Raw genomic sequence first — 22658 nt, 5'->3', positions numbered from 1 at the left:
CGATGGAGACACGCTCGCATGAGTGCTGAACTGCTGGCCTCGCGTCCGCCCGAGAGCGATTCAACGCTCGTCCTCACGCTATCCAATCCCGGCGCGCGCAACGCGCTGCATCCCGACATGTACGCGGCCGGCGTCGAAGCACTCGCCACTGCCGAGCGCGATCCCGCGATTCGCGCGGTGGTGCTGACGGGCGCCGATCGCTTCTTCTGCGCAGGCGGCAACCTGAACCGGCTGCTCGACAACCGCTCGAAGGATCCGTCCTACCAGGCCGACAGCATCGATCAGCTCGGCGCATGGGTGACGGCGATCCGCGCATCGACGAAGCCGGTGATCGCGGCGGTCGAAGGCGCTGCGGCCGGCGCCGGCTTCTCGCTCGCGCTCGCGTGCGACCTGATCGTCGCCGCGCACGATGCGAAGTTCGTGATGTCGTACGCGCGCGTCGGCCTGACGCCCGACGGCGGCGGTTCGTGGTTCCTCGCCCGCGCGCTGCCGCGTGCGATCGCGGCCGAGATCCTGTTCGAAGGCAAGCCGGTCGCGGCCGAACGCCTCCATGCGCTCGGCGTCGTCAACCGGCTCGCCGTGCCCGGCTCGGCACTGACCGACGCACTGGCATGGGCCGATGCCCTCGCCGGCATCTCGCCGAATGCGCTCACGCGCATCAAGTCGTTGCTCGACGACGCGACGATGCAGCCGCTCGAATCGCATCTCGGCACCGAGCGCGATCATTTCGTCGCATCGCTGCATCATGCGGACGGGCTCGAAGGCATCACCGCATTTCTCGAGAAACGCCAGCCCCGCTACAAGCGCTGATTCTCCGCGCCCCCCAACACGACGAAGGAAGTGCTGTATCACCCGTACCTGCAATCCACGCAACCCTGAGCCGCGCATCGGCATCGAGACGGCACCACGACGCAAGCGAACGAGCCTGCGCAACACGGTGCCGACTACGCGGCATTCGAAGGCACAGCCTCCGTCGACAAGCAGCAGCGCTTCGACGTCGAGGCGATATCGCACCGGCTCGCCGCACCGATCGACGGGTTCGCGGGCTCGCTGATCGTCGAGCGATTCAGCGGCGAATCGACGCGGCAATACGCGCAGAAGGTGCGTTAGCGAAAGCCGCGCGCAACGTCGGCGACGGTCTCCCGCTCGCCCGCGCGGATGCCTCCGCGGGCACGTTTCCGTCGCCAGCAGCCCGCGTCGATCCATGCTCTAATGACCGCCTGCCGCGGCGCGCTGCCGGCGCCGCTTTCGCGCATGCAACCAAGGAGTTGACGATGATCGACGTCTATAGCTGGGCGACACCGAACGGCCACAAGGTGCACATCATGCTCGAGGAAACCGGCCTCGCTTATCGTGCCCATCCGGTCGATATCGGTGCGGGCGACCAGTTCAAGCCCGAATTCCTGAAGATCAGCCCGAACAACAAGATCCCCGCGATCGCCGATCCAGACGGCCCCGGCGGCAAACCGATCTCGCTGTTCGAATCGGGCGCGATCCTGATCTACCTCGCGGAGAAAACCGGCAAGTTCCTGCCGACCGAACCGGCCGCGCGTTATGCGACGCTCGAGTGGCTGATGTTCCAGATGGGTGGTATCGGCCCGATGCTCGGGCAGGCGCACCACTTCCGGCTATATGCGCCGGAGAAGATCGAGTACGCGGTCAACCGCTACACGAACGAAGCGAAGCGCCTCTACAACGTGATGGACAAGCGCCTCGGCGAATCCGAATATCTCGCGGGCGACGCGTACACGATCGCGGACATTGCGACGTTCCCGTGGACGCGCTCGTGGCAGAACCAGGGCATCGTGCTCGACGAGTTGCCGAACGTGAAACGCTGGCACGAGGCGATCGCCGCTCGGCCGGCCGTGCAGCGCGGCGTCGAAGTCCTCGCGTCGATGCGCAAGGCGCTGCAGGACGACAAGGCGCGCGAGGTGCTGTTCGGCGCGACACAATACGCGAAGCACTGACCCGCGCGTGACGGGCGGAGCGGCAACCGTGCATGCCGCCCCGCGTTTCAGAAGTAATGCAGCGTGATGAATTCAGCCGCGCAAACCAGCAACGGCGCGTCGGGACGCTCGGCCTGCATCGACACCGACCAGGTCACCTGCACGCCGCCCTGCGCGGCCTCGGCGGTTTCCTTCACCGCAAACAGCGCGCGCACGCGCGCACCGACCGGCACCGGCTTCAGGAACCGCACGCGGTTCAGTCCGTAGTTCACGCCCATCCTCTGCTCGAAGCGCATCGCGTCGGTCATCAACGCAGGAATCAGCGACAGCGTCAGGAACCCGTGCGCGATCGGCCCGCCGAACGGCGACTCGCGCCGCGCGCGTTCGGGATCGACGTGAATCCATTGATGATCGCCGGTCGCGTCGGCGAACCCGTCGACGCGATGCTGGTCGATCGCGATCCAGCCGCTCGCGAGCGGCTCCGCGCCGACACGGGCCTGCAGCGCCTGCGCCGATGCGATCAGCGGCAATGTCGCGTCGGTCATGCGTTCGTGCCTCCCGGATGGCGCAGCCCGAAGATCACCTTGCTGTGCACGGTGATCACTGTCTCGCCGCCGCCGTTGACGCCGATCCACTCCGTCGACACGATGCCGCGATCGGGCTTGCTCTCCGAAACGCGCTTGTCGTGGACCTTCTGGTACATCGTGATCGTGTCGCCGGAGCGCACCGGCTTGAGCCAGCGAATCGAGTCGATGCCCGGCGAGCCCATGCTGGTCGAGTCCGGTCCGAGCTTCTTGATCAGCAGGCTCATGAACACCGAGCACGTATGCCAACCGCTCGCGACGAGCCCGCCGAACGGCGACGACTTCGCGGCCTCCTCGTCGAGGTGGAACGGCTGCGGATCGTAGCGTTGCGCGAACGCCTTGATGTCGTCGGGCTCGAACGTGTAGCGACCCACTTCGATGGTGCTGCCGACCACCAGATCTTCGTAACTGATACCCACTTGTGTGTCTCCTGGTCTGACGCGCTCGCGCGTCGCCGTCATGCCGCGTCGGCCTGCGCGAAATCGGGCAGTGCCGCGATGCGGGCAAGATGATGATCGGTGTCGCCGAGCGTCGTCTCGATGATCGACAGCCGCTTGAACAGGTGCGCGGCGGCCACCTCGTTGGTCACGCCCATGCCGCCGTGCAACTGGACGGCCTGCTGGCCGACGAAGCGCGCGGCCGCGCCGACGCGCGCTTTCGCGGCCGACACGGCCTTGCGTCGCGCATCGGCGTCGCCGCTCGCGTAGCGCACCGCCGCCAGGTAGGTCAGCGAACGCGCCTGCTCGGCATGGATCAGCATGTCGACCATCCGGTGCTGCAGCGCCTGGAAACGCGCGATCGGCACGCCGAACTGCTCGCGCGTCTTCGTGTATTCGACCGTGGCGCGATTCAGTTCGTCGAGCGCGCCGACTGCTTCCGCGCACAGCAGGAACGTCGCGTAATCGGCAACCTGCTCGAGCGCCGCCGCGTCGCGTGCGCCGCCCGTCAGCAGTCGTGCAGGCGTCTCGTTGAACTCGATCGTCGCGGCACGCTGGCCGTCGATGGTCCGGTAGTCGACCACCTGCGTGTTCGCTGCATCCCGTTCGACGACAAAAAGGCCGATGCCGCCGCCGTCGACGCGCGCAGGCACGATCCACGCGTGCGCCTGTGCGCCGTGCTGAACGACCGATTTGATGCCGGTCAGCCGATACGTGCCGCCCTGCTCGTGTGCGTGCGTGTCGAGCTCGAACAGGTCGTAGCGCGCATGCGGTTCGTGGAACGCAACCGCCAGGCGCTTTTGCCCCTGCGCGACCGCCTCCAGCAGCGCGGCATCCTCGCCTGCGCCGGAGCCTGCGATGCGCAATGCCTCGATGCCGACCGCCGTTACCCAGTAGGGCTCGATCACGAGCGCGCGGCCGAGCGCCTGCATCACGACCAGCATGTCGACCGGGCCGCCGCCGAAGCCGCCGTGTGCGTCCGGCACCGGCAGTGCGGTCAGCCCCAGTTCCGCGAACGCGCTCCATTGCGTGTCCGACACGCCCGTGTCGCTGCGCACGATTGCCTGACGCGCATCGAAGCCATATTGCTCGCCGAGATAACGGTGCAGCGCGTCGGCGAACTGCTGCTGCTCATCGGTAAAGCTGAAATCCATCGCTGTCTCCTGTCGATCAGAGTTAGCGCTTTAGCACTTACTCTGATCCCATGCATCACGATCGCCCCGGCTCACAGACCCAGAATCATCTGCGCGATGATGTTCTTCTGGATCTCGTTCGAACCGCCGTAGATCGACGTCTTCCGGTAATTGAAGTAGTACGCGGCAAGCGGCGCCGCATCGTCGTCGCCCGCGATGCTGTGCTCGCGCTCGCCGTCGAGGAACGGCACGTCGAACGGCGCGGCGAGCGGACCGATCGCATCGACCATCAACTCGGTGAGCGCCTGCTGCACTTCGGTACCCTTGATCTTCAGCATCGACGCCTCGGGGCCCGGCCCCTTGCCGCTCGTCTCGCGGCTGACGACGCGCAGCACCGTCACCTCGAGCGCCATCAACTCGACTTCGAGCGCCGCGACCTTCGCGGCGAACACGGGATCGGCAAGCAACGGCTTGCCGTTCTTGCGCTGGTTCGACGCCACGCGCTTCAGGAACGCGAGTTCGCGCTTCGACGCGCCAACCCTCGCGATGCCGGTGCGCTCGTGGCCAAGCAGGTATTTCGCGTAGGTCCAGCCGCGGTTCTCGTCGCCGACGAGATTCTCGACCGGCACCTTGACGTCCTCGAAGAACACCTCGTTGACCTCGTGATCTTCGTCGAGCATGACGATCGGGCGCACCGTAATGCCGGGTGTCTTCATGTCGATCAGCAGGAACGAGATACCCTCCTGTTTCTTCGCGTCCGGATCGGTGCGCACGAGGCAGAACATCATGTCGGCGTACTGGCCGAGCGTCGTCCAGGTTTTCTGGCCATTAACGACGTAGTGGTCGCCGTGGCGCTCGGCGCGCGTGCGCAGCGACGCGAGGTCGGATCCGGAACCCGGCTCCGAGTAACCCTGGCACCACCAGTCCGAACCGTCGAGAATGCGCGGCAGATAATGACGCTTCTGCGCTTCGTTGCCGTATTTCATCAGCACCGGCGCGACCATCGACACGCCGAATGGCAGCACGGTCGGCGCACCGATCCGCGCGCACTCCTCATCCCAGATGTGTCGCTGCGTCGCATTCCAGCCTGGGCCGCCGTATTCGACCGGCCAGGCAGGCGCGGACCAGCCGCGCTGGCCGAGAATCCGGTGCCAGCTCGCGAAATCCTCGCGGTCGAGTCGTTTGTGATCGAGTACCTTGGCGCGCAGTGCGTGAGGCAGGTTGGCCTCGAGCCAGGCGCGAACGTCGACGCGGAACGCGTCGTCGGCGGGGGAATAATCCAGATCCATGCGCAGTGTCTCCTGTCGACCGGAGTTAGCGCTTTAGCGGTTACTCCGGTCCCATGCAGACGCTCGCCACGGCCGTCCGGCCGGGCAAGGACCCACTGCGTACGTCATTGCAGCGGTTCTTTCAGCGCGGCGGGAATCGGCAGCGGCATCACGTCGATGCCTTCTTCGGCCAAGGATTGCGCATCTTCCGGCGTCGTGACGCCACGAATGCTGCGTGCCGGCGCCTCGTTGTAATGGATGCGCCGCGCTTCCTCGGCGAAGCGCTCGCCCACGTTCTCGGTCTTCTCCAGCACCTCGCGCAGCGCGCGCATCACCTGCGCCTGCAGCGCACGCGGATCGGCCGGCTGTGCCTGCGTCGCGCCCGACAGGTTCAGGCGCGGCGCCGACGGCAGACGGTTGACCTCGGTCGTCCCGCACACCGGACATTCGACCAGCTTGCGGGACAACTGCGCTTCGAATTCATCGGCGGAAGCGAACCAGCCTTCGAACCGATGACCGTGCGGGCACTGTAAATCGAGGACCTTCATGCTGAATCAGGGCGTGTCGCGAGTGTAGCGCAAAAAAAGGTTTTGTGAACGATCGTGCTAAATCCCGATCGCGCAACGCGGAAGGGCCGCGCCACCGGATTGTAACGCGGCGCCCCACCCGCCGCTGACGCCGCGCTCAGGGCGTCAGGACCGGGCCGAGCGGCCAGGTGCCGGACAGCACCTTGTCGAGCCACATCGTGCCGATGATCGTCTTCACGTCGGAGATCTGCCCCGTGCGCACCCATTCCTGCAGGTCGGCTTGCGTCGCGGTAAAGGTCTCGAGGAATTCGCCTTCGTCGAGCTTGCGCTCGCCCGCGGTCAGCCCGCGCGCAAGGTACAGGTCGATGAATTCGGTCGAATAGGAAATGATCGGGTGAATGCGGGCCAGGAACACGTATTCGCGTGCCGTGTAACCCGTTTCCTCGCGCAGTTCGCGCACCGCGCACGCGAGCGCGCCTTCGTTCGGGTCGAGCTTGCCGGCCGGGAATTCGGCCATTACCTTGCCGATCGGATAGCGAAACTGGCTTTCCATCAGCACGCGGCCGTCGTCGAACAACGGGATCACCATCACCGCGCCCGGGTGCTGCACGTATTCGCGCAGGGCCTTTTTGCCGTCCGGCAGGCGGACGGTGTCGCGCTTGAGCTTGAGGAACGCGCCGTCGAAGATCGCCTCGCTCTCGAGGCAGGTTTCGGTCAGTGCGGCGTCGTGATTGGGTAGTTCGGCCATCGGCGGCTCCAAGATTGAGCACGACGGACGGCCGGAGCCGTCAGCGTCGTTTGACGAGATACTGGAACGTGAAGCCGGGAAACGCGAACACGATGAAAAGACTGAACGTGATCGCGTAAAACTGCCAGCCCTGTTCGAAGCGGTTGCCGGCGCGCGACTCGAGCCAGAAGCCGAGCGCACCGACGATGAAATACAGCACGATCAGCTCGCCGATCCGCACCCACGCGCTCTTCTTCGCCGCGCCGAACGGCACGACGGCGAAGAGGCGTTGGTTCAGGAACGGCACGTTGGCGCACACGAGCGCCAACAGCACGATAAACCAGCCGGCTGCCGACATTACAGCGGCAGCGTGTGACGGATTGCCTGCAGGCAGGCCGTCAGCAGCGGGCTCGGGATCAGGCCGAGCACGACGACCGCAAGGCCGTTCAGCACGAGGATCGTGCGCTTGCAGAAATCGCCCGAGATCGGCGTCGAATCCTGCGGCGCATCGAAGTACATCAGCTTCACGATACGCAGGTAGTAGAACGCGCCGAACAGCGACGTGATCACGGCCAGCACGGCCAGCCACGTGAGACCCGCGTTGACGGTCGCCTCGAGCACGGCGAGCTTCGCGTAGAAGCCGACGGTCGGCGGGATGCCCGCCAGCGAGAACATCATGACCATCATCACGAACGCGAACACCGGGCTGCGCTTGTTGAGGCCCTTGAAGTCGTCGATCGTTTCGGCTTCGAAATCGCGGCGCGCGAGCAGCATCACCACGCCGAACGAGCCGAGCGTCGTGATCAGGTAGACGATCGCGTAGAACATCGCCGAGCTGTATGCGTTCGCCGGTGCCGCCGCGTCGCCCTTCACGATGCCCGCGAGCAGGCCGAGCAGCACGAAGCCCATGTTCGAGATCGCCGAATACGCGAGCATCCGCTTGATGTTGCGCTGGACGATACCCGTGATGTTGCCGACGATCAGCGACAGCGCGGCGAGGATCACGAGCGCGGTCTGCCAGTTCTGCGCGAGCGGCAGCAGGCCCATCACCAGGAAGCGCAGGCCCCACGCGAACGCGGCAACCTTCGGGCCGCCGCCGACGAACAGCGTCATCGCGGTCGGTGCGCCCTGGTAGACGTCCGGCACCCACATGTGGAACGGCACGGCGCCGAGCTTGAACGCGATACCGGCGACGATGAAGATCACGCCGAACATCAGCACGGCTGCGTCGGTGTTGCCGCCGACCGCCTTGTACACCTCGCCCAGCTCGAGCGAGCCGGTCGCGCCGTAGAGCATCGAGATGCCGTACAGCACGAAGCCCGACGCGAGCGCGCCCAGCACGTAGTACTTCATCGCTGCTTCGCTCGACTGCGCGGCGTCGCGGCGCAGCGCGATGACCGCGTACAGCGACAGCGACATCAGTTCGAGACCGAGGTACAGCGTCAGGAAGTTGTTGCCCGACACCATGACCAGCTGCCCGAGCAGCGAGAACATGCCGAGCAGGAACACGTCGCCGCGGAACATGTCGCGATCTTCGAGGTACTTGCGCGAATAAACGAGCGAGACCGCAAAACCGAACGACACGACCGCCTTCATCATGCTCGCGAACGAGTCGACGACGATCATCTTCGAGAAGAAGTAGTACTGCTGCGGGTCGAGCGCCTGCACGGCGAACCACACGCCGGCGACGACCGACGATACGACCGCGATCAGATAGGTCAGGCGACGGCCTGAGGCACCGGTAAAGGTGTCGTTCAGCCATGCGACGACGATGGCAGCCATCACCAGCGCGTCAGGCAACAGGACATTCATAGGAGCGTTCATGATCTTGAGTTCCTCCGCTCGCGATTACTGCGCCAGCGGCAGCTTGGACTGCGCGACATGGGAGAGGAGGTTTTCCACGGAAACGTGCATCACGTCGGTGAAAGGCTTCGGATACAGGCCCATCAGCAGCGTGAACGCGGCAAGCACGGCCAGCATCACGAATTCGCGACGGCCGATATCCTTCAGCTTCGCGACGTGATCGTTCGCAACCGCGCCGAAGTACACGCGCTTGTACATCCACAGCGTGTAGGCCGCGCCGAGGATCAGCGTGAACGCGGCGCCGAATGCGATCCAGAAGTTGTACTGGACGGCCGCGAGAATCACCATGAACTCGCCGACGAAACCCGACGTACCCGGCAGGCCGCAGTTGGCCATCGAGAACAGCATCGCGAACGCCGCGAACTTCGGCATCACGTTGACGACGCCGCCGTAGTCGGCGATCTGGCGCGAGTGCACGCGGTCGTACAGCACACCGATGCAAAGGAACATCGCGCCCGACACGAAGCCGTGCGAGATCATCTGGATGATCGCGCCTTCAACGCCGAGCTGGTTGAAGATGAAGAAACCGAGCGTGACGAAGCCCATGTGCGCGATCGACGAATACGCGACCAGCTTCTTCATGTCGGCCTGCACCATCGCGACGAGGCCGATGTAGATCACCGCGATCAGCGACAGCGTGATCACGACGGGGGCCAGGAAATGGCTCGCGTCAGGCGTGATCGGCAGCGAGAAGCGCAGGAAACCGTACGCGCCGAGCTTCAGCATGATCGCGGCCAGCACGACCGAGCCGCCCGTCGGCGCTTCCACGTGCGCGTCCGGCAGCCAGGTGTGCACCGGCCACATCGGCACCTTCACCGCGAACGCGAGGAAGAACGCGATAAATAGCAGTATCTGCGGCGTCATCGCGATCTTCGCGTTCTGCCACGTCGCGAGGTCGAACGAGTGCGTTTCCGTGTACAGATAGATCAGCGCGACCAGCATCAGCAGCGAGCCGGCCAGCGTGTACAGGAAGAACTTGAATGCCGCATACACGCGGTTCGGGCCACCCCACACGCCGATGATGATGTACATCGGGATCAGGGTCGCCTCGAAGAACACGTAGAACAGCAGGCCGTCGGCCGACGAGAACACGCCGATCATGATCCCGGACAGGATCAGGAAAGCCGCGAGGTACTGCGCGACGTTCTCGGTGATCACTTCCCAGGCGGAGATCACGACGATCACCGTGATCAGCGCGGTCAGCACGACGAACCACATCGAGATGCCGTCGACCCCGAGGTGATACGAGATGTCGAAGCGTTCGATCCAGGTCGACTTCTCGACGAACTGCAGCGCGGCCGTGCTCGAATCGAAGCCCGTGATCAGCGGAATCGTGACCGCGAGGCCGAGCAGCGAACCGATCAGCGCGACCCAGCGGGCCGTCCCCGGATTTTTGTCGTTACCCACCGCAAGCACGAGGAGGCCGAAAACGATCGGCAGCCAGATCGCGGTACTCAGAATCGGAAAAGCGTGCATTAAGTTGTCCCCCCGCCTTATTTGCCGCCGAGCGTTACAAACAGGGTCAGGAGCCCCAGCATGCCGATGATCATGGCGAACGCGTAGTGATAGATGTAACCGGATTGGAGGAAGCGGATCACGCTGGCGAACCAGCCGATGAACCGGGCGCTGCCGTTGACGAGGCCGTCGATCACCACGACGTCACCTTCCTTCCACAGGCCGCGGCCGATCGCCACCGAACCGCGGGCGAACACGACCTCGTTGATCTTGTCCATGTAGTACTTGTTGTCCAGCAGCGTGTAGATCGGGCCGAACGCGCGGCGGATCGACGCCGGCAGCTCCGGACGCTTCAGGTACAGGAACCAGGCGACGACGACACCGGCGAGCGCGAGCCAGACCGGCAGGCCCGACACCGAGTGCAGGCCCATGCCCACCCAGCCGTGGAACTCCTCGGCCATCTCGGCCAGCGCCGGATGGTTTTCGCCGATGAAGATCACCTTGTCGAACGCAACGCCGTGCGAGAAGAAGTCGCCGAACAGCATCGGGCCGACCGCGATCGCACCGATGATCACCGACGGGATCGCCAGCAGGACGAGCGGCACCCACACGACCCACGGGGTCTCGTGCGGTTCGTGCGCGTGGTCGTCATGACCGTGGCCATGGCCGTGGTCGTCGTGGCCGTGCGCGGCCGCCATGCCCATCGGCGATTCCGGATGCTTCGGCTTGCGGAAACGCTCTTCGCCGTGGAACACCAGGAAGTACATGCGGAACGAGTACAGCGCCGTGACGAACACGCTCGCGACGACCGCGAAGTACGCGAAGCCCGAACCCGGCAGGTGCGACAGCTTCACCGCGTCGATGATCGAGTCCTTCGAGTAGAAGCCCGAGAAGAACGGCGTACCGATCAGTGCGAGCGAGCCGACGAGCGACGTGATCCACGTGATCGGCATGTACTTGCGCAGGCCGCCCATGTTGCGGATGTCCTGGTCGTGGTGCATGCCCATGATCACCGAGCCCGCGCCGAGGAACAGCAGCGCCTTGAAGAACGCGTGCGTCATCAGGTGGAACAACGCGACCGGGTAAGCGGACGCGCCGAGCGCGACGGTCATGTAGCCGAGCTGCGACAGCGTCGAATACGCGACCACCCGCTTGATGTCGTTCTGGATGATGCCGAGGAAGCCCATGAACAGCGCCGTGATCGCGCCGATCACCATGATGAACGACAGTGCGGTGTCCGACAGCTCGAACAGCGGCGACATGCGCGCCACCATGAAGATGCCGGCCGTCACCATCGTCGCCGCGTGAATCAGCGCCGAGATCGGGGTCGGGCCTTCCATCGAGTCCGGCAGCCACACGTGCAGCGGGAACTGAGCCGATTTACCCATCGCGCCGATGAACAGGCAGATACAGGCGGCGGTCAGCAGGCCCCAGTCGGTGCCCGGGAAGTGCAGGCTTGCGAGCTCGGCGCGCTTCGCGAACACTTCGCCGTAGTTCATCGAGCCGGCGAACGCGAGCAGCAGGCCGATGCCGAGCAGGAAGCCGAAGTCGCCCACGCGGTTCACGAGGAACGCCTTCATGTTCGCGTAGATCGCGCTCTCACGCGTGAAGTAGAAGCCGATCAGCAGGTACGACACCAGACCCACCGCTTCCCAGCCGAAGAACAGCTGCAGGAAGTTGTTGCTCATCACGAGCATCAGCATCGAGAACGTGAACAGCGAGATGTACGAGAAGAAGCGCTGGTAGCCGTCTTCTTCCGCCATGTAGCCGATCGTGTAGATATGCACCATCAGCGAGACGAAGGTCACGACGACCATCATCATCGCGGTCAGCGAATCGACGAGGAAGCCGACTTCGAGCTTCAGCGAGCCGACGTTCATCCATTCGTAGACGGTCGCGTTGAAGCTCGCGCCGCCCATCACGTCGAGGAAGACTTTCGCCGACAGGAGGAACGCGATCATCACGCCGAGGATCGTGATCCGGTGTGCGCCCTTGCGCCCGACTGCGTTCCCGAACAGCCCCGCAATCAGCGAGCCGGCCAGCGGAGCGAGCGGAATCGCCAGCAGCAGGTTTTCATTGAGTGTCGTTGACATAACAGCGTAGCCTGAGATTAACCTTTGAGCTGATCGAGATCCTCGACATTGATCGTGTCGAGCTTGCGGAACAGGGTCACCAGAATCGCGAGACCGATCGCGGCTTCCGCTGCGGCGACAGTCAGCACGAAGAACACGAAGATCTGGCCGTGTATATCGCCGAGATAGTGCGAGAACGCGACGAAGTTGGTGTTCACCGCCAGCAGCATCAGTTCGATCGCCATCAGGATGATGATGATGTTGCGGCGGTTCAGGAAAATCCCGACGATGCTGATCGCGAACAGAATCGCGCCGAGCACGAGGTAATGAGCAAGAGTCAACATGGTTTTCTTTTCTCCGCTTAGCCGTTGTTGCCCGAACCGGCTTCGCTCTGCGCCGCTTCCGGCTCCGGCTTCTCGGCGTCCATCTTCACGAGGCGCACGCGGTCGTCGCGGCGCACCTTGACCTGATCCGACACACGCTGGCGCTTGCTGTCCTTGCCCTTGCGCTCGGTCAGCCCGATCGCGGCAATGATCGCGACCAGCAGCACGAGGCCGGCGATTTCAAACGCGAAGATGTAGTCGGTGTAGATCACCTTGCCGATCAGGCGCGTGTTCGACCAGTTGGCCATTTCGCCCGTCGCCATCGCGTGCACGGTGTGCGTGTCGCCGTAGCCGCGCCACAGGATCAGCGCGGTCTCGATCACGATGATCGCGCCGACCACGGTCGCCATCGGCACGAAGCGCTTGAAGTCGCGACGCAGGTAGTCGATGTTGATGTCCAGCATCATCACGACGAACAGGAACAGCACCATCACGGCGCCCACGTACACCAGCACCAGCAGGATCGCGAGGAACTCCGCTTCCAGCAGCATCCAGATCGCGGCGGCGTTGAAGAACGCCAGCACAAGGAAAAGCGCAGACGCCACCGGGTTGCGCGAAGTGATCACCTTCAGCCCTGATACCACCAGGAGCAGCGCGAAGATGTAGAACAGTACGGTCGTGAATTCCATGATTACCGGTTCATCGTTAGGCCATAGTCAGGCGCGGCTTGCGGGACGCCCGCACCCGTCGCGGCGGCTGGCCCGTGCTTCGGGCCGGCACTGCAAACACAATCAACGATACGGCGCGTCGGCAGCCTTTGCCGCAGCGATGTCCTTCTCGTAGCGATCGCCCACCGCGAGCAGCATTTCCTTCGTGAAATACAGGTCGCCGCGCTTTTCGCCGTGGTACTCGAGAATCTGCGTCTCGACGATCGAATCGACCGGGCAGCTCTCTTCGCAGAAACCGCAGAAGATGCACTTCGTCAAGTCGATGTCGTAGCGCGTCGTGCGGCGCGTGTTGTCCGCGCGCGTTTCCGATTCGATCGTGATCGCCATGGCGGGGCACACGGCCTCGCAAAGCTTGCACGCGATGCAGCGCTCTTCGCCGTTCTCGTAGCGGCGCAGCGCGTGCAGCCCGCGGAAGCGCGGCGAGATCGGCGTCTTCTCTTCCGGGAACTGCACGGTGACCTTGCGCTTGAACGTGTAACGACCGGTCAGCGCGAGCCCTTTCAGCAGCTCGGTCAGGAAGAAGGTCTTAAAGAAGTGTTGGATAGCCGTCATGATTTCGTCCGATCTTTACTTCACCCAGATGTTGAGCGGCGACATCATCCAGAAGCCGACCACGATCACCCAGATCACCGTGACGGGCAGGAACACCTTCCAGCCCAGGCGCATGATCTGGTCGTAACGGTAACGCGGGAACGTCGCACGGACCCAGATGAACACCGACAGCAGTGCGAAGACCTTCAGCACCAGCCAGAAGATGCCCGGAATGAACGACAGGAACTCGAACGGTGCATCCCAGCCGCCGAGGAACAGCGTCGCAGCCAGCGCCGAGATCACGATCATGTTGATGTACTCGGCGAGGAAGAACAGCGCGAACGCCATGCCCGAGTAATCGATCATGTGACCCGCGACGATCTCCGACTCCCCTTCCACCACGTCGAACGGGTGACGGTTCGTTTCGGCGATGCCCGAGATGAAGTAGACGACGAACGCCGGCAGGAGCGGCAGCCAGTTCCACGACAGGAAGTTCACGCCGTGGCCCGCGAAGAAGCCATGCTGCTGCGAGTTGACGATTTCCGACATGTTCAGGCTGCCGGCCGTCATCAGCACGAGCACCAGCGCGAAGCCCATCGAGATTTCGTACGAGACCATCTGCGCCGCGGCGCGCATCGCGCCGAGGAACGCGTACTTCGAGTTCGACGCCCAGCCCGCGAGGATCACCGCATACACGCCGATCGACGAGATCGCCATCGCGTACAGCAGGCCCGCATTGATGTTCGCGAGCACGGCCTGGGCCTGGAACGGGATCACGGCCCACACCGCGAACGCCGGCACGACGGTCATGACCGGCGCGATCAGGTACAGCCACCGGCTGGCCGCGCTCGGCTGAATGACTTCCTTCAGCAGCAGCTTCAGCACGTCGGCGATCGGCTGCAGCAAGCCGCCGGGGCCGACGCGGTTCGGACCGAGACGCACGTGCATCCAGCCGATCAGCTTGCGTTCCCACAGAATCAGGTACGCGACGCACAGCAGGATGACGACGGAGACGACGAGGATGCGCACGACGGCCCACACCGTCGGCCACGCGAAGCCGAGAAGCTGGGTTCCGCCCGCGTTGATCGTATCGAACAAGCTCATTTACGCCTTCTCCACCACCAGTTCACCGGACAGGCTGCCGAGCGCTGCGCCGGCAGGCGTTGCCGCCGACACGCGAACGACCGTCTCCGCAAGATTCGCGTCGCGCACGGCCGGCAACTGCACCGCACGCTCGCCCTGGCGCACGCGCACGGCGTCGCCTTCCTTCAGGCCCAGCTTGTCGAACAACGCGGCCGGCAGGGCTGCGGCATTCGCTGCCTTCGCGGCGACCGTCAGGTGCAGTGCACCTGCGCGGCGCACGAGCGCGTCGGCGTGATAGATCGGCACATCGGCGAGGCGCTCGAAGCCGCCGTTCGCGGCATTCGCTGCAACGCGCGCCGGCGCGACCGACGTCTGGTTCGACAGACGGCCAGCGACACCTGCGTCGCCGAGCGCCGCGAGACGCACTTCTTCCGCCGTCTCGTATTCGAAGTTCGGCAGGCCGAGCAGGCTGCCGAGCACGCGCAGCACCTTCCAGGCCGGACGCGTGTCGCCGAGCGGGCGCACGACGCCGTTGAAGCTCTGCACGGTGCCTTCCGCGTTGACGAACGTGCCGGCCGTTTCCGTGAACGGCGCAACCGGCAGCAGCACGTCGGCGTAGTCGAGGCCGTGCTTGAACGGCGACATCACGACGACCATTTCCGCCTGGTTCAGCGCGGCAAGCGCCTGCGTCGGATCGGCCGTATCGAATTCCGGTTCGACGTTCAGCAGCACGTAGCCCTTGCGCGGCTGCGCGAACGCTTCGCGTGCATTCAGCCCGCCGTCGCCCGGCAGCGCACCGACGACGTGCGCACCGACCGTGTTCGCCGCTTCCGTCAGGAAGCCGAACGTGGCGCCGGTGTTGTCGGCGATCCACTGGGCGACAGCGTGCAGCTTCGCGAATTCCGGATGGCGGACCGCCACGTTGCCGAGCAGCACCGCGCGGCGTTCGCCGTTCGCGAGCGCTTGAGCGACCGTCTGTGCAGCCGGCGATGCCGCGACGCCCGCGAGCGTGTCGGGCAGCGCGACGCCGCGCAGCTGCGCGACAGCCGCGGCGATGCCGGCCAGTTCGTCGAGCCATGCCGACGGCGCGGCGACGATGCGCTGCGCGGTCGGGATCAGTGCGTCGTCACCGGTCGCGTGCAGGAAGTGCAGCTTCGCGCCGTTCTTCGCGGCCTGACGCAGGCGGGCGGCAAACAGCGGGTGGTCGCGACGCAGGAACGAACCGATGACGAACGCGGCGTCCACGTTCGACAGGTCGGCGATCGGCATGCCGAGCCACGGTGCGCCCTGGACCGGCGCCGAGAAATCCTGCTGGCGCAGACGGAAATCGACGTTCGGCGTCTTCAGTTCGTTGGCGAGTTGCTTCACGAGGAACAGCTCTTCAGCGGTGCTATGCGCGCTCGCGAGCATCGCCAGCGCGTTCGCGCCGTGATCCGCGGCGATGCCCTTCAGGCCCTTCGCGACGTATTCGAGCGCGGTCTGCCAGTCGGTCTCGATCCACTGGCCGCCCTGCTTCAGCATCGGCTTCGTCAGGCGCTCTTCGCTGTTGAGGCCTTCATACGAGAAGCGATCCTTGTCCGAGATCCAGCATTCGTTGATTGCTTCGTTCTCGAACGGCAGCACGCGCATCACGCGGTTGTTCTTCACCTGCACGACGAGGTTCGCGCCGACGGAATCGTGCGGGCTCACCGACTTGCGGCGCGACAGTTCCCAGGTACGGGCGCTGTAGCGGAACGGCTTGCTGGTCAGCGCGCCGACCGGGCACAGGTCGATCATGTTGCCCGACATTTCGGAGTCGACCGTCTTGCCGACGAACGTCGTGATTTCCGAGTGCTCGCCGCGGCCCAGCATGCCGAACTCCATCACGCCGGCGATTTCCTGGCCGAAGCGGACGCAGCGCGTGCAGTGGATGCAGCGCGACATTTCTTCCATCGAGATCAGCGGGCCCACGTTCTTGTGGAACACCACGCGCTTTTCTTCCGCGTAGCGCGACGACGACTTGCCGTAGCCGACCGCCAGATCCTGCAGCTGGCATTCGCCGCCCTGATCGCAGATCGGGCAATCGAGCGGGTGATTGATGAGGAGGAATTCCATCACCGACTGCTGCGCCTTCACAGCCTTGTCGGACTGCGTGTGGACGATCATGCCGGCCGACACGGGGGTCGCGCAGGCAGGCACGGCCTTCGGCATCTTCTCGACTTCGACGAGACACATCCGGCAGTTGGCCGCAACCGACAGTTTCTTGTGATAGCAGAAGTGAGGAATGTACGTATCCGCCTTGTGCGCAGCCTGGATCACCATGCTGCCTTCGGGCACCTCGACCTTCTTGCCGTCTATTTCAAGTTCAACCATGATGGTGAATGGTCCTTAACCTATTTCCGCTCGTTCGCGCGTTCGCCCGACCGTGCGCTCAAATTCCGCAACCGGGTGTTTCGCTTCAGGCTGCCGCAGCCACATGCGGCGCGTGGCCGCCGACCATGCAGTGCTTGTGCTCGACGTGGTACGCGAATTCGTCCCAGTAGTGCTTGAGCATCCCGCGCACCGGCATCGCCGCCGCATCGCCGAGCGCACAGATCGTGCGGCCCATGATGTTCTCGGCAACCGAGTTCAGCAGGTCCAGATCTTCCTGACGGCCTTCGCCGTGCTCGATACGGTTCACGACGCGATACAGCCAGCCGGTGCCTTCACGGCACGGCGTGCACTGGCCGCACGATTCCTCGTAGTAGAAGTACGACAGGCGCAGCAGCGAGCGCACCATGCAGCGCGTCTCGTCCATCACGATCACCGCGCCGGAACCGAGCATCGAGCCCGCCTTCGCGATCGCGTCGTAATCGAGATCGGTCTGCATCATGATGTCGCCCGGGATCACCGGTGCCGACGAACCGCCCGGAATCACGGCCTTGATCTTCTTGCCGCCGCGCATCCCGCCGGCGAGCTCCATCAGCGTCGCGAACGGCGTGCCGAGCGGCACTTCGTAGTTGCCCGGACGCTCGACGTCGCCCGACACCGAGAAAATCTTCGTGCCGCCGTTGTTCGGCTTGCCGATCTCGAGGTAATTCTGCGGCCCGATGGACAGCAGGAACGGCACCGCGGCAAACGTCTCGGTGTTGTTGATCGTGGTCGGCTTGCCGTACACGCCGAAGCTCGCCGGGAACGGCGGCTTGAAGCGCGGCTGGCCCTTCTTGCCTTCGAGCGACTCGAGCAGCGCCGTTTCCTCGCCGCAGATGTACGCGCCGTAACCATGGTGCGCGTGCAGCTGGAACGAGAATTCCGAGCCCATGATGTTGTCGCCGAGGAACCCGGCTGCGCGCGCTTCATCGAGCGCGGCCTCGAAGCGTCGATACACTTCGAAGATTTCGCCGTGGATGTAGTTGTAGCCGACGGTGATGCCCATCGCGTATGCGCCGATGGCCATGCCTTCGATCAGCGCGTGCGGGTTCCAGCGCAGGATGTCGCGATCCTTGAACGTGCCCGGCTCGCCTTCGTCCGAGTTGCAGACGAGGTACTTCTGCCCCGGGAACTGGCGCGGCATGAAGCTCCACTTCAGGCCGGTCGGGAAGCCCGCACCGCCACGGCCACGCAGGCCCGACGCCTTCACGTCGGCGATCACCTGCTCGGGCGTGATCTTTTCTTCGAGAATGCGGCGCAGCTGCTTGTAGCCGCCGCGCGCAACGTAGTCTTCGAGATGCCAGTTCTCGCCGTTCAGACCAGCGAGGATCAGCGGTTTGATGTGACGGTCGTGGAGGGACGTCATTTCGAGAGCTCCTCAAGCAGCTGGTCGATCTTCTCGCGGCTCATGAAGCTGCACATTCTGTGATTGTTCACCAGCAGCACCGGCGCATCGCCGCACGAGCCCATGCATTCGCCTTCCTTCAGCGTGAACTTGCCGTCGGGCGTGGTCTCGCCGAAGCCGATGCCCAGCTTCTGTTTCAGGTAGTCGGCAGTCGCTTCCGCACCGCCGTCCGGACCCAGCTGGCACGGCAGGTTCGTGCAAAGCGTGATCTTGTGCTTGCCGACCGGGTTGAGCTCGTACATCGTGTAGAACGTCGCGACTTCCTGCACGGCAACGGCCGGCATGCCGAGATAGTCCGCAACGAACTGCATCAGTTCGGGCGACAGCCAGCCGTGCTCTTCCTGAGCAACGGCCAACGCCGACATCACGGCGGACTGTTTCTGATCGGCGGGATACTTCGTCAACGCTCGATCGATTTCCTTCAGGCCTTCAGCTGAGATCATTTTCAGACACGACTCTTTCAATTCCTACCGAACGAACAACCTGCCGCACACTGGGGTGCATGGACGGCAGACCTGGCGCTCACTCTGTTGACAGCTTGCGAAGCCGCACCGGTTCAGCGCGCATCGCGTGTGACTTACTGCTCGCCGCCCGCTCGTGCGAGCGGCGCAACCATTAGCGATCGATCTCGCCGAACACGATGTCCTGCGTACCGATGATCGTGACGGCGTCGGCGATCATGTGACCGCGCGCCATTTCGTCGAGCGACGCCAGGTGAGCGAAACCCGGTGCGCGAATCTTGAGGCGATACGGCTTGTTGGCACCGTCCGACACGAGGTAGATGCCGAACTCACCCTTCGGATGCTCGACCGCCGCGTACGCTTCGCCTTCCGGCACATGGAAACCTTCGGTGAAGAGCTTGAAGTGGTGAATCAAGTCTTCCATGTTGGTCTTCATGCCGACGCGCGACGGCGGTGCAACCTTGTGATTGTCCGTCATCACCGGGCCCGGATTCTTTCGGAGCCACTCAATACACTGTTTCGCGATGCGGATCGACTGGCGCATTTCCTCGACGCGGACCAGATAGCGGTCGTAGCAATCGCCGTTCACGCCGACCGGCACGTCGAAATCCATGCGATCGTACACTTCGTACGGCTGCTTCTTGCGCAGATCCCACGCGATGCCCGAGCCGCGCAGCATCGGGCCCGTCAGGCCCATCTGCAGCGCGCGTTCCGGGCTGACCACGCCGATCCCGACCAGACGCTGCTTCCAGATCCGGTTGTCGGTCAGCAGCGTTTCGTATTCGTCGACGCACTTCGGGAAGCGCGTGAAGAAATCGTCGATGAAGTCGAGCACCGAGCCGCTGCGCGATTCGTTCATCTTCGCGAGCGCCTTCTCGTTGCGAATCTTCGACGCCTTGTATTGCGGCATTGCGTCAGGCAGATCGCGGTAGACGCCGCCCGGACGGTAGTACGCCGCGTGCATCCGGGCGCCGGACACCGCTTCATACACGTCCATCAGGTCTTCGCGTTCGCGGAAAGCGTACAGGAACACGGCCATCGCGCCGACGTCGAGTGCGTGTGCGCCGATCCACATCAGGTGGTTCAGCACGCGCGTGATCTCGTCGAACAGAACGCGGATGTACTGCGCGCGCTCCGGCACTTCGATGCCGAGCAGCTTTTCGATCGCGAGCACATAACCGTGCTCGTTGACCATCATCGACACGTAGTCGAGACGGTCCATGTACGGCACGGACTGGATGAAGGTCTTGGATTCCGCGAGCTTTTCGGTCGCGCGGTGCAGCAGGCCGATGTGCGGATCGGCGCGCTGGATGACTTCGCCGTCGAGCTCGAGCACCAGGCGCAGCACGCCGTGCGCTGCCGGGTGCTGCGGGCCGAAGTTGAGCGTGTAGTTCTTGATTTCTGCCATGACGCCCCCTTAATGTTTCAGACCGCCATAGCGATCCTCGCGGATCACGCGCGGCGTGATTTCGCGCGGCTCGATCGTCACCGGCTGGTACACGACCCGCTTCTCTTCCGGGTCGTAACGCATTTCGACGTAACCCGACACCGGGAAGTCCTTGCGGAACGGGTGGCCGATGAAGCCGTAGTCGGTGAGGATGCGGCGCAGGTCGGGGTGGCCTTCGAACACGATGCCGTACAGGTCGAACGCTTCGCGCTCGTACCAGTTCGCGGAGGTCCAGATGTCGACCAGCGATGCCACGATCGGCAGGTCGTCGTCCGGCGCGAATGCACGCAGGCGCAGGCGCCAGTTGTTCGTGACCGACAGCAGGTGCGACACGGCCGCGAAGCGCGGGCCGTCGTAGGCGCCGTCGCCGAAGGTCTGGTAGTCGACGCCGCAGAGGTCGATCAGCTGCTCGAAACGGAGCTTCGGATCGTCGCGAAGCGTCTTTGCGACTTCGAGGTAATCGCTCGCCTTCACGACGAGCGTCAGTTCACCGATCGCTTCGGTAAGGCTCACCACGCGCGCGCCGAGCGCGGCTTCGAGGTTTGCCTTGAGAGTCTCGATTTTGCTTGCCATATTGAGGGGACGCTCGGGGCTTTATTGACGGGCGATGGTATTGGTGCGGCGGATCTTCGCCTGAAGCTGGATCACGCCGTAGACCAGCGCCTCGGCCGTGGGCGGACAGCCCGGCACGTAGACGTCGACCGGCACGATCCGGTCGCAGCCGCGGACCACCGAATACGAGTAGTGGTAGTAGCCGCCGCCATTCGCGCACGACCCCATCGAGATCACCCAGCGCGGCTCGGCCATCTGGTCGTACACGCGGCGCAGTGCGGGTGCCATCTTGTTGCAGAGCGTGCCGGCAACGATCATCACGTCCGATTGACGCGGGCTCGGACGAAACACGACGCCGAACCGGTCCAGATCGTAACGGGCCGCGCCCGCATGCATCATCTCGACGGCGCAACACGCGAGCCCGAACGTCATCGGCCACAGCGAGCCGGTACGCGTCCAGTTGATCAGCTTGTCAGCCGTCGTGGTGACAAACCCTTCCTTCAAGACCCCTTCGATACTCATTTGCTTTCCACTCCAGACGAGCGACCGAGCGTGGCCGCTCATGCAAACCGGCGATTAACCCATCACTCCCAATCGAGCCCGCCTTTCTTCCAGATATAGGCAAAGCCCAGCAGGAATTCGAGCAGAAAAATCATCATTGCGATGAAACCCGGCCAGCCGATGTCCCGGAGCGCGACGCCCCACGGGAACAGGAATGCGGTTTCGAGATCGAAGATGATGAACAGGATGGCGACGAGGTAATACCGAACGTCGAATTTCATCCGGGCGTCTTCAAAGGCTTCGAAGCCGCACTCGTACGGTGCGTTCTTCTCGACGTCCGGCTTGTTGGGACCAAGGAGCTTGCCGATGCTGACCAGCGCTATACCTAAACCAGTGCCCACGAGGAGGAACAACAAGACGGGGTAATAGGCTGCGAGGTTCAAGGCAATCCTCTATCGGTTAGTTCTGAGCGTCCGGAGAATACCACCATCCGGAGGAAGGAATCATTTCGGAGTGCATGCGATCGCAAGACAACCGCAAGCACACCCCAGAAATGAAAAATGCCAGCCACTAGAAGCGGCTGGCATTGAGTAACTTTGGTGCCGACGGCGAGACTCGAACTCGCACAGCTTTCGCCACTACCCCCTCAAGATAGCGTGTCTACCAATTTCACCACGTCGGCACTGCATGCAACTCGGGTTATGCTGCTCGTTTCCCGCGAATCGCTTCAAGAATTAAATTCTAACCCGAGTTCCAGAATTGTTCAACGCACAACCGCAAAATTTTTGACTTTTTATTTCGGGACGTCCTGGCCTGGCGCGCTTGCAGCCGAACCCGCGGCAGCGGACGCCGCGACAGCCGGTGCCGATGCGGCGGACACCGGTGCCGGAGCGGTCGCCGCCGCGCCCAGCACGCCTGCCGACGGCGTCGACTTGTACGAACCGAGGTACGTCAGCGCGAGCGTCGCGATAAAAAAGATCGTCGCGAGGATACCCGTCGTGCGCGACAGGAAGTTCGCCGAGCCCGTCGCACCGAACAGGCTGCCCGACGCGCCGCTGCCGAACGCGGCACCCATGTCGGCACCCTTGCCGTGCTGCAGCAGCACGAGACCAATCACACCCAGTGCAGACAGTACCTGCACCACAATAATCAGCGTCTTGAATAACAGCATCACACCCACCCGATTGGATCGGGCGACCGGATCGACCGGCCGCCGTCATGGTTCAA

The 22658-nt window shown here is 63.8% G+C and carries 24 protein-coding genes and 1 tRNA gene; 2 read left to right on the top strand and 23 right to left on the bottom strand.

Features of this window, described 5'->3' with window-relative positions; translation table 11 throughout:
- Nucleotides 1-18 precede the first annotated feature (18 nt).
- Both VL15_RS25865 and VL15_RS25860 read left to right on the top strand, forming a co-directional pair.
- Entirely contained in the window at nucleotides 19-810 is a 792-nt protein-coding gene (locus VL15_RS25865; RefSeq protein WP_048249385.1) for an oxepin-CoA hydrolase, alternative type, read from the top strand.
- Nucleotides 811-1274: 464 nt separating this feature from the next.
- On the top strand, nucleotides 1275-1967 hold the full coding sequence (locus tag VL15_RS25860; RefSeq protein WP_048249383.1) for a glutathione binding-like protein: 693 nt from the start codon (nucleotides 1275-1277) through the stop codon (nucleotides 1965-1967).
- 47 nt (nucleotides 1968-2014) lie between these two features.
- On the opposite strand, the gene VL15_RS25855 is transcribed toward VL15_RS25860, so the two are convergent.
- The 23 genes from VL15_RS25855 to secG all read right to left on the bottom strand — a co-directional run bounded on the left by VL15_RS25855 (nucleotide 2015) and on the right by secG (nucleotide 22602).
- A complete protein-coding gene (locus tag VL15_RS25855) occupies nucleotides 2015-2491 on the bottom strand; it encodes a MaoC family dehydratase (RefSeq protein WP_048249382.1) in 477 nt (158 codons plus the stop codon).
- Nucleotides 2488-2949: a MaoC family dehydratase gene (locus VL15_RS25850; RefSeq protein WP_048249380.1), complete on the bottom strand. Its 462-nt coding sequence runs from the start codon at nucleotides 2947-2949 to the stop codon at nucleotides 2488-2490. Before VL15_RS25850 ends, VL15_RS25855 begins: the two co-directional genes overlap by 4 nt.
- A gap of 38 nt (nucleotides 2950-2987) precedes the next feature.
- Entirely contained in the window at nucleotides 2988-4121 is a 1134-nt protein-coding gene (locus VL15_RS25845) for an acyl-CoA dehydrogenase family protein (protein WP_048249378.1), read from the bottom strand.
- A gap of 71 nt (nucleotides 4122-4192) precedes the next feature.
- On the bottom strand, nucleotides 4193-5389 hold the full coding sequence (locus tag VL15_RS25840) for an acyl-CoA dehydrogenase family protein (RefSeq protein WP_048249377.1): 1197 nt from the start codon (nucleotides 5387-5389) through the stop codon (nucleotides 4193-4195).
- A gap of 104 nt (nucleotides 5390-5493) precedes the next feature.
- Nucleotides 5494-5916 (bottom strand): DUF1178 family protein, encoded by a 423-nt coding sequence (locus tag VL15_RS25835; RefSeq protein ID WP_043188814.1) that lies wholly within the window; start codon nucleotides 5914-5916, stop codon nucleotides 5494-5496.
- A gap of 136 nt (nucleotides 5917-6052) precedes the next feature.
- The gene (locus VL15_RS25830) at nucleotides 6053-6643 is read right to left on the bottom strand and encodes an NUDIX domain-containing protein (RefSeq protein ID WP_048249375.1); all 591 of its coding nucleotides are present in this window, start codon (nucleotides 6641-6643) and stop codon (nucleotides 6053-6055) included.
- A 40-nt stretch (nucleotides 6644-6683) separates the two neighbouring features.
- The gene (locus VL15_RS25825; protein WP_048249373.1) at nucleotides 6684-6980 is read right to left on the bottom strand and encodes a DUF2818 family protein; all 297 of its coding nucleotides are present in this window, start codon (nucleotides 6978-6980) and stop codon (nucleotides 6684-6686) included.
- Nucleotides 6980-8434, bottom strand: coding sequence for an NADH-quinone oxidoreductase subunit NuoN (gene nuoN / locus VL15_RS25820; protein WP_193099487.1), 1455 nt, complete (start codon nucleotides 8432-8434; stop codon nucleotides 6980-6982). The genes VL15_RS25825 and nuoN overlap by 1 nt, the downstream gene beginning before the upstream one ends.
- Before the next feature lie 36 nt (nucleotides 8435-8470).
- Nucleotides 8471-9961, bottom strand: coding sequence for an NADH-quinone oxidoreductase subunit M (locus tag VL15_RS25815; RefSeq protein ID WP_048249371.1), 1491 nt, complete (start codon nucleotides 9959-9961; stop codon nucleotides 8471-8473).
- Nucleotides 9962-9978: 17 nt separating this feature from the next.
- Entirely contained in the window at nucleotides 9979-12033 is a 2055-nt protein-coding gene (gene nuoL / locus VL15_RS25810) for an NADH-quinone oxidoreductase subunit L (RefSeq protein ID WP_048249369.1), read from the bottom strand.
- Between the two features lie 17 nt (nucleotides 12034-12050).
- Nucleotides 12051-12356, bottom strand: a complete 306-nt coding sequence (gene nuoK / locus VL15_RS25805; RefSeq protein WP_048249367.1) for an NADH-quinone oxidoreductase subunit NuoK — start codon at nucleotides 12354-12356, stop codon at nucleotides 12051-12053.
- A 17-nt stretch (nucleotides 12357-12373) separates the two neighbouring features.
- A complete protein-coding gene (locus VL15_RS25800; protein WP_048249365.1) occupies nucleotides 12374-13024 on the bottom strand; it encodes an NADH-quinone oxidoreductase subunit J in 651 nt (216 codons plus the stop codon).
- Nucleotides 13025-13126: 102 nt separating this feature from the next.
- A complete protein-coding gene (gene nuoI, locus VL15_RS25795; protein WP_014896508.1) occupies nucleotides 13127-13615 on the bottom strand; it encodes an NADH-quinone oxidoreductase subunit NuoI in 489 nt (162 codons plus the stop codon).
- 15 nt (nucleotides 13616-13630) lie between these two features.
- Nucleotides 13631-14698, bottom strand: coding sequence for an NADH-quinone oxidoreductase subunit NuoH (gene nuoH / locus VL15_RS25790; RefSeq protein ID WP_048249363.1), 1068 nt, complete (start codon nucleotides 14696-14698; stop codon nucleotides 13631-13633).
- On the bottom strand, nucleotides 14699-17029 hold the full coding sequence (gene nuoG, locus VL15_RS25785) for an NADH-quinone oxidoreductase subunit NuoG (RefSeq protein WP_048249362.1): 2331 nt from the start codon (nucleotides 17027-17029) through the stop codon (nucleotides 14699-14701).
- An 85-nt stretch (nucleotides 17030-17114) separates the two neighbouring features.
- Complete coding sequence (nuoF, locus tag VL15_RS25780; protein WP_048249360.1) at nucleotides 17115-18431, bottom strand: NADH-quinone oxidoreductase subunit NuoF; 1317 nt, start codon at nucleotides 18429-18431, stop codon at nucleotides 17115-17117.
- Nucleotides 18428-18913 (bottom strand): NADH-quinone oxidoreductase subunit NuoE, encoded by a 486-nt coding sequence (nuoE, locus tag VL15_RS25775; RefSeq protein ID WP_006750460.1) that lies wholly within the window; start codon nucleotides 18911-18913, stop codon nucleotides 18428-18430. Before nuoE ends, nuoF begins: the two co-directional genes overlap by 4 nt.
- Nucleotides 18914-19085: 172 nt before the next feature.
- Nucleotides 19086-20339, bottom strand: a complete 1254-nt coding sequence (locus VL15_RS25770) for an NADH-quinone oxidoreductase subunit D (RefSeq protein ID WP_048249358.1) — start codon at nucleotides 20337-20339, stop codon at nucleotides 19086-19088.
- A gap of 9 nt (nucleotides 20340-20348) precedes the next feature.
- Nucleotides 20349-20951, bottom strand: coding sequence for an NADH-quinone oxidoreductase subunit C (locus VL15_RS25765; protein ID WP_006478264.1), 603 nt, complete (start codon nucleotides 20949-20951; stop codon nucleotides 20349-20351).
- A gap of 21 nt (nucleotides 20952-20972) precedes the next feature.
- Nucleotides 20973-21452 (bottom strand): NuoB/complex I 20 kDa subunit family protein, encoded by a 480-nt coding sequence (locus tag VL15_RS25760; RefSeq protein WP_006398799.1) that lies wholly within the window; start codon nucleotides 21450-21452, stop codon nucleotides 20973-20975.
- A 62-nt stretch (nucleotides 21453-21514) separates the two neighbouring features.
- Nucleotides 21515-21874: an NADH-quinone oxidoreductase subunit A gene (locus VL15_RS25755; protein ID WP_006398798.1), complete on the bottom strand. Its 360-nt coding sequence runs from the start codon at nucleotides 21872-21874 to the stop codon at nucleotides 21515-21517.
- Between the two features lie 154 nt (nucleotides 21875-22028).
- Nucleotides 22029-22113 (bottom strand) — tRNA-Leu (locus VL15_RS25750).
- A gap of 111 nt (nucleotides 22114-22224) precedes the next feature.
- Complete coding sequence (secG, locus tag VL15_RS25745; protein ID WP_048249357.1) at nucleotides 22225-22602, bottom strand: preprotein translocase subunit SecG; 378 nt, start codon at nucleotides 22600-22602, stop codon at nucleotides 22225-22227.
- Nucleotides 22603-22658: the final 56 nt, after the last annotated feature.

Source organism: Burkholderia cepacia, from assembly GCF_001039005.1.
GTDB lineage: Bacteria > Pseudomonadota > Gammaproteobacteria > Burkholderiales > Burkholderiaceae > Burkholderia > Burkholderia theae.
Note: the sequence above shows the minus strand (reverse complement) of the source record. Positions and strands in the feature narration are given on the sequence as shown.

Coding starts and splice junctions, on each gene's coding strand:
- VL15_RS25865 (WP_048249385.1), top strand. CDS start 19: ATGAGTGCTGAACTGCTGGCCTCGCGTCCGCCCGAGAGCGATTCAACG.
- VL15_RS25825 (WP_048249373.1), bottom strand. CDS start 6,980: ATGTCGGCAGCCGGCTGGTTTATCGTGCTGTTGGCGCTCGTGTGCGCC.
- nuoF (WP_048249360.1), bottom strand. CDS start 18,431: ATGACGTCCCTCCACGACCGTCACATCAAACCGCTGATCCTCGCTGGT.
- VL15_RS25860 (WP_048249383.1), top strand. CDS start 1,275: ATGATCGACGTCTATAGCTGGGCGACACCGAACGGCCACAAGGTGCAC.
- secG (WP_048249357.1), bottom strand. CDS start 22,602: ATGCTGTTATTCAAGACGCTGATTATTGTGGTGCAGGTACTGTCTGCA.
- VL15_RS25770 (WP_048249358.1), bottom strand. CDS start 20,339: ATGGCAGAAATCAAGAACTACACGCTCAACTTCGGCCCGCAGCACCCG.
- VL15_RS25855 (WP_048249382.1), bottom strand. CDS start 2,491: ATGACCGACGCGACATTGCCGCTGATCGCATCGGCGCAGGCGCTGCAG.
- nuoN (WP_193099487.1), bottom strand. CDS start 8,434: ATGAATGTCCTGTTGCCTGACGCGCTGGTGATGGCTGCCATCGTCGTC.
- nuoH (WP_048249363.1), bottom strand. CDS start 14,698: ATGAGCTTGTTCGATACGATCAACGCGGGCGGAACCCAGCTTCTCGGC.
- VL15_RS25815 (WP_048249371.1), bottom strand. CDS start 9,961: ATGCACGCTTTTCCGATTCTGAGTACCGCGATCTGGCTGCCGATCGTT.
- VL15_RS25760 (WP_006398799.1), bottom strand. CDS start 21,452: ATGAGTATCGAAGGGGTCTTGAAGGAAGGGTTTGTCACCACGACGGCT.
- VL15_RS25800 (WP_048249365.1), bottom strand. CDS start 13,024: ATGGAATTCACGACCGTACTGTTCTACATCTTCGCGCTGCTCCTGGTG.
- VL15_RS25835 (WP_043188814.1), bottom strand. CDS start 5,916: ATGAAGGTCCTCGATTTACAGTGCCCGCACGGTCATCGGTTCGAAGGC.
- nuoG (WP_048249362.1), bottom strand. CDS start 17,029: ATGGTTGAACTTGAAATAGACGGCAAGAAGGTCGAGGTGCCCGAAGGC.
- VL15_RS25765 (WP_006478264.1), bottom strand. CDS start 20,951: ATGGCAAGCAAAATCGAGACTCTCAAGGCAAACCTCGAAGCCGCGCTC.
- nuoL (WP_048249369.1), bottom strand. CDS start 12,033: ATGTCAACGACACTCAATGAAAACCTGCTGCTGGCGATTCCGCTCGCT.
- VL15_RS25845 (WP_048249378.1), bottom strand. CDS start 4,121: ATGGATTTCAGCTTTACCGATGAGCAGCAGCAGTTCGCCGACGCGCTG.
- nuoE (WP_006750460.1), bottom strand. CDS start 18,913: ATGATCTCAGCTGAAGGCCTGAAGGAAATCGATCGAGCGTTGACGAAG.
- VL15_RS25840 (WP_048249377.1), bottom strand. CDS start 5,389: ATGGATCTGGATTATTCCCCCGCCGACGACGCGTTCCGCGTCGACGTT.
- nuoK (WP_048249367.1), bottom strand. CDS start 12,356: ATGTTGACTCTTGCTCATTACCTCGTGCTCGGCGCGATTCTGTTCGCG.
- VL15_RS25830 (WP_048249375.1), bottom strand. CDS start 6,643: ATGGCCGAACTACCCAATCACGACGCCGCACTGACCGAAACCTGCCTC.
- nuoI (WP_014896508.1), bottom strand. CDS start 13,615: ATGACGGCTATCCAACACTTCTTTAAGACCTTCTTCCTGACCGAGCTG.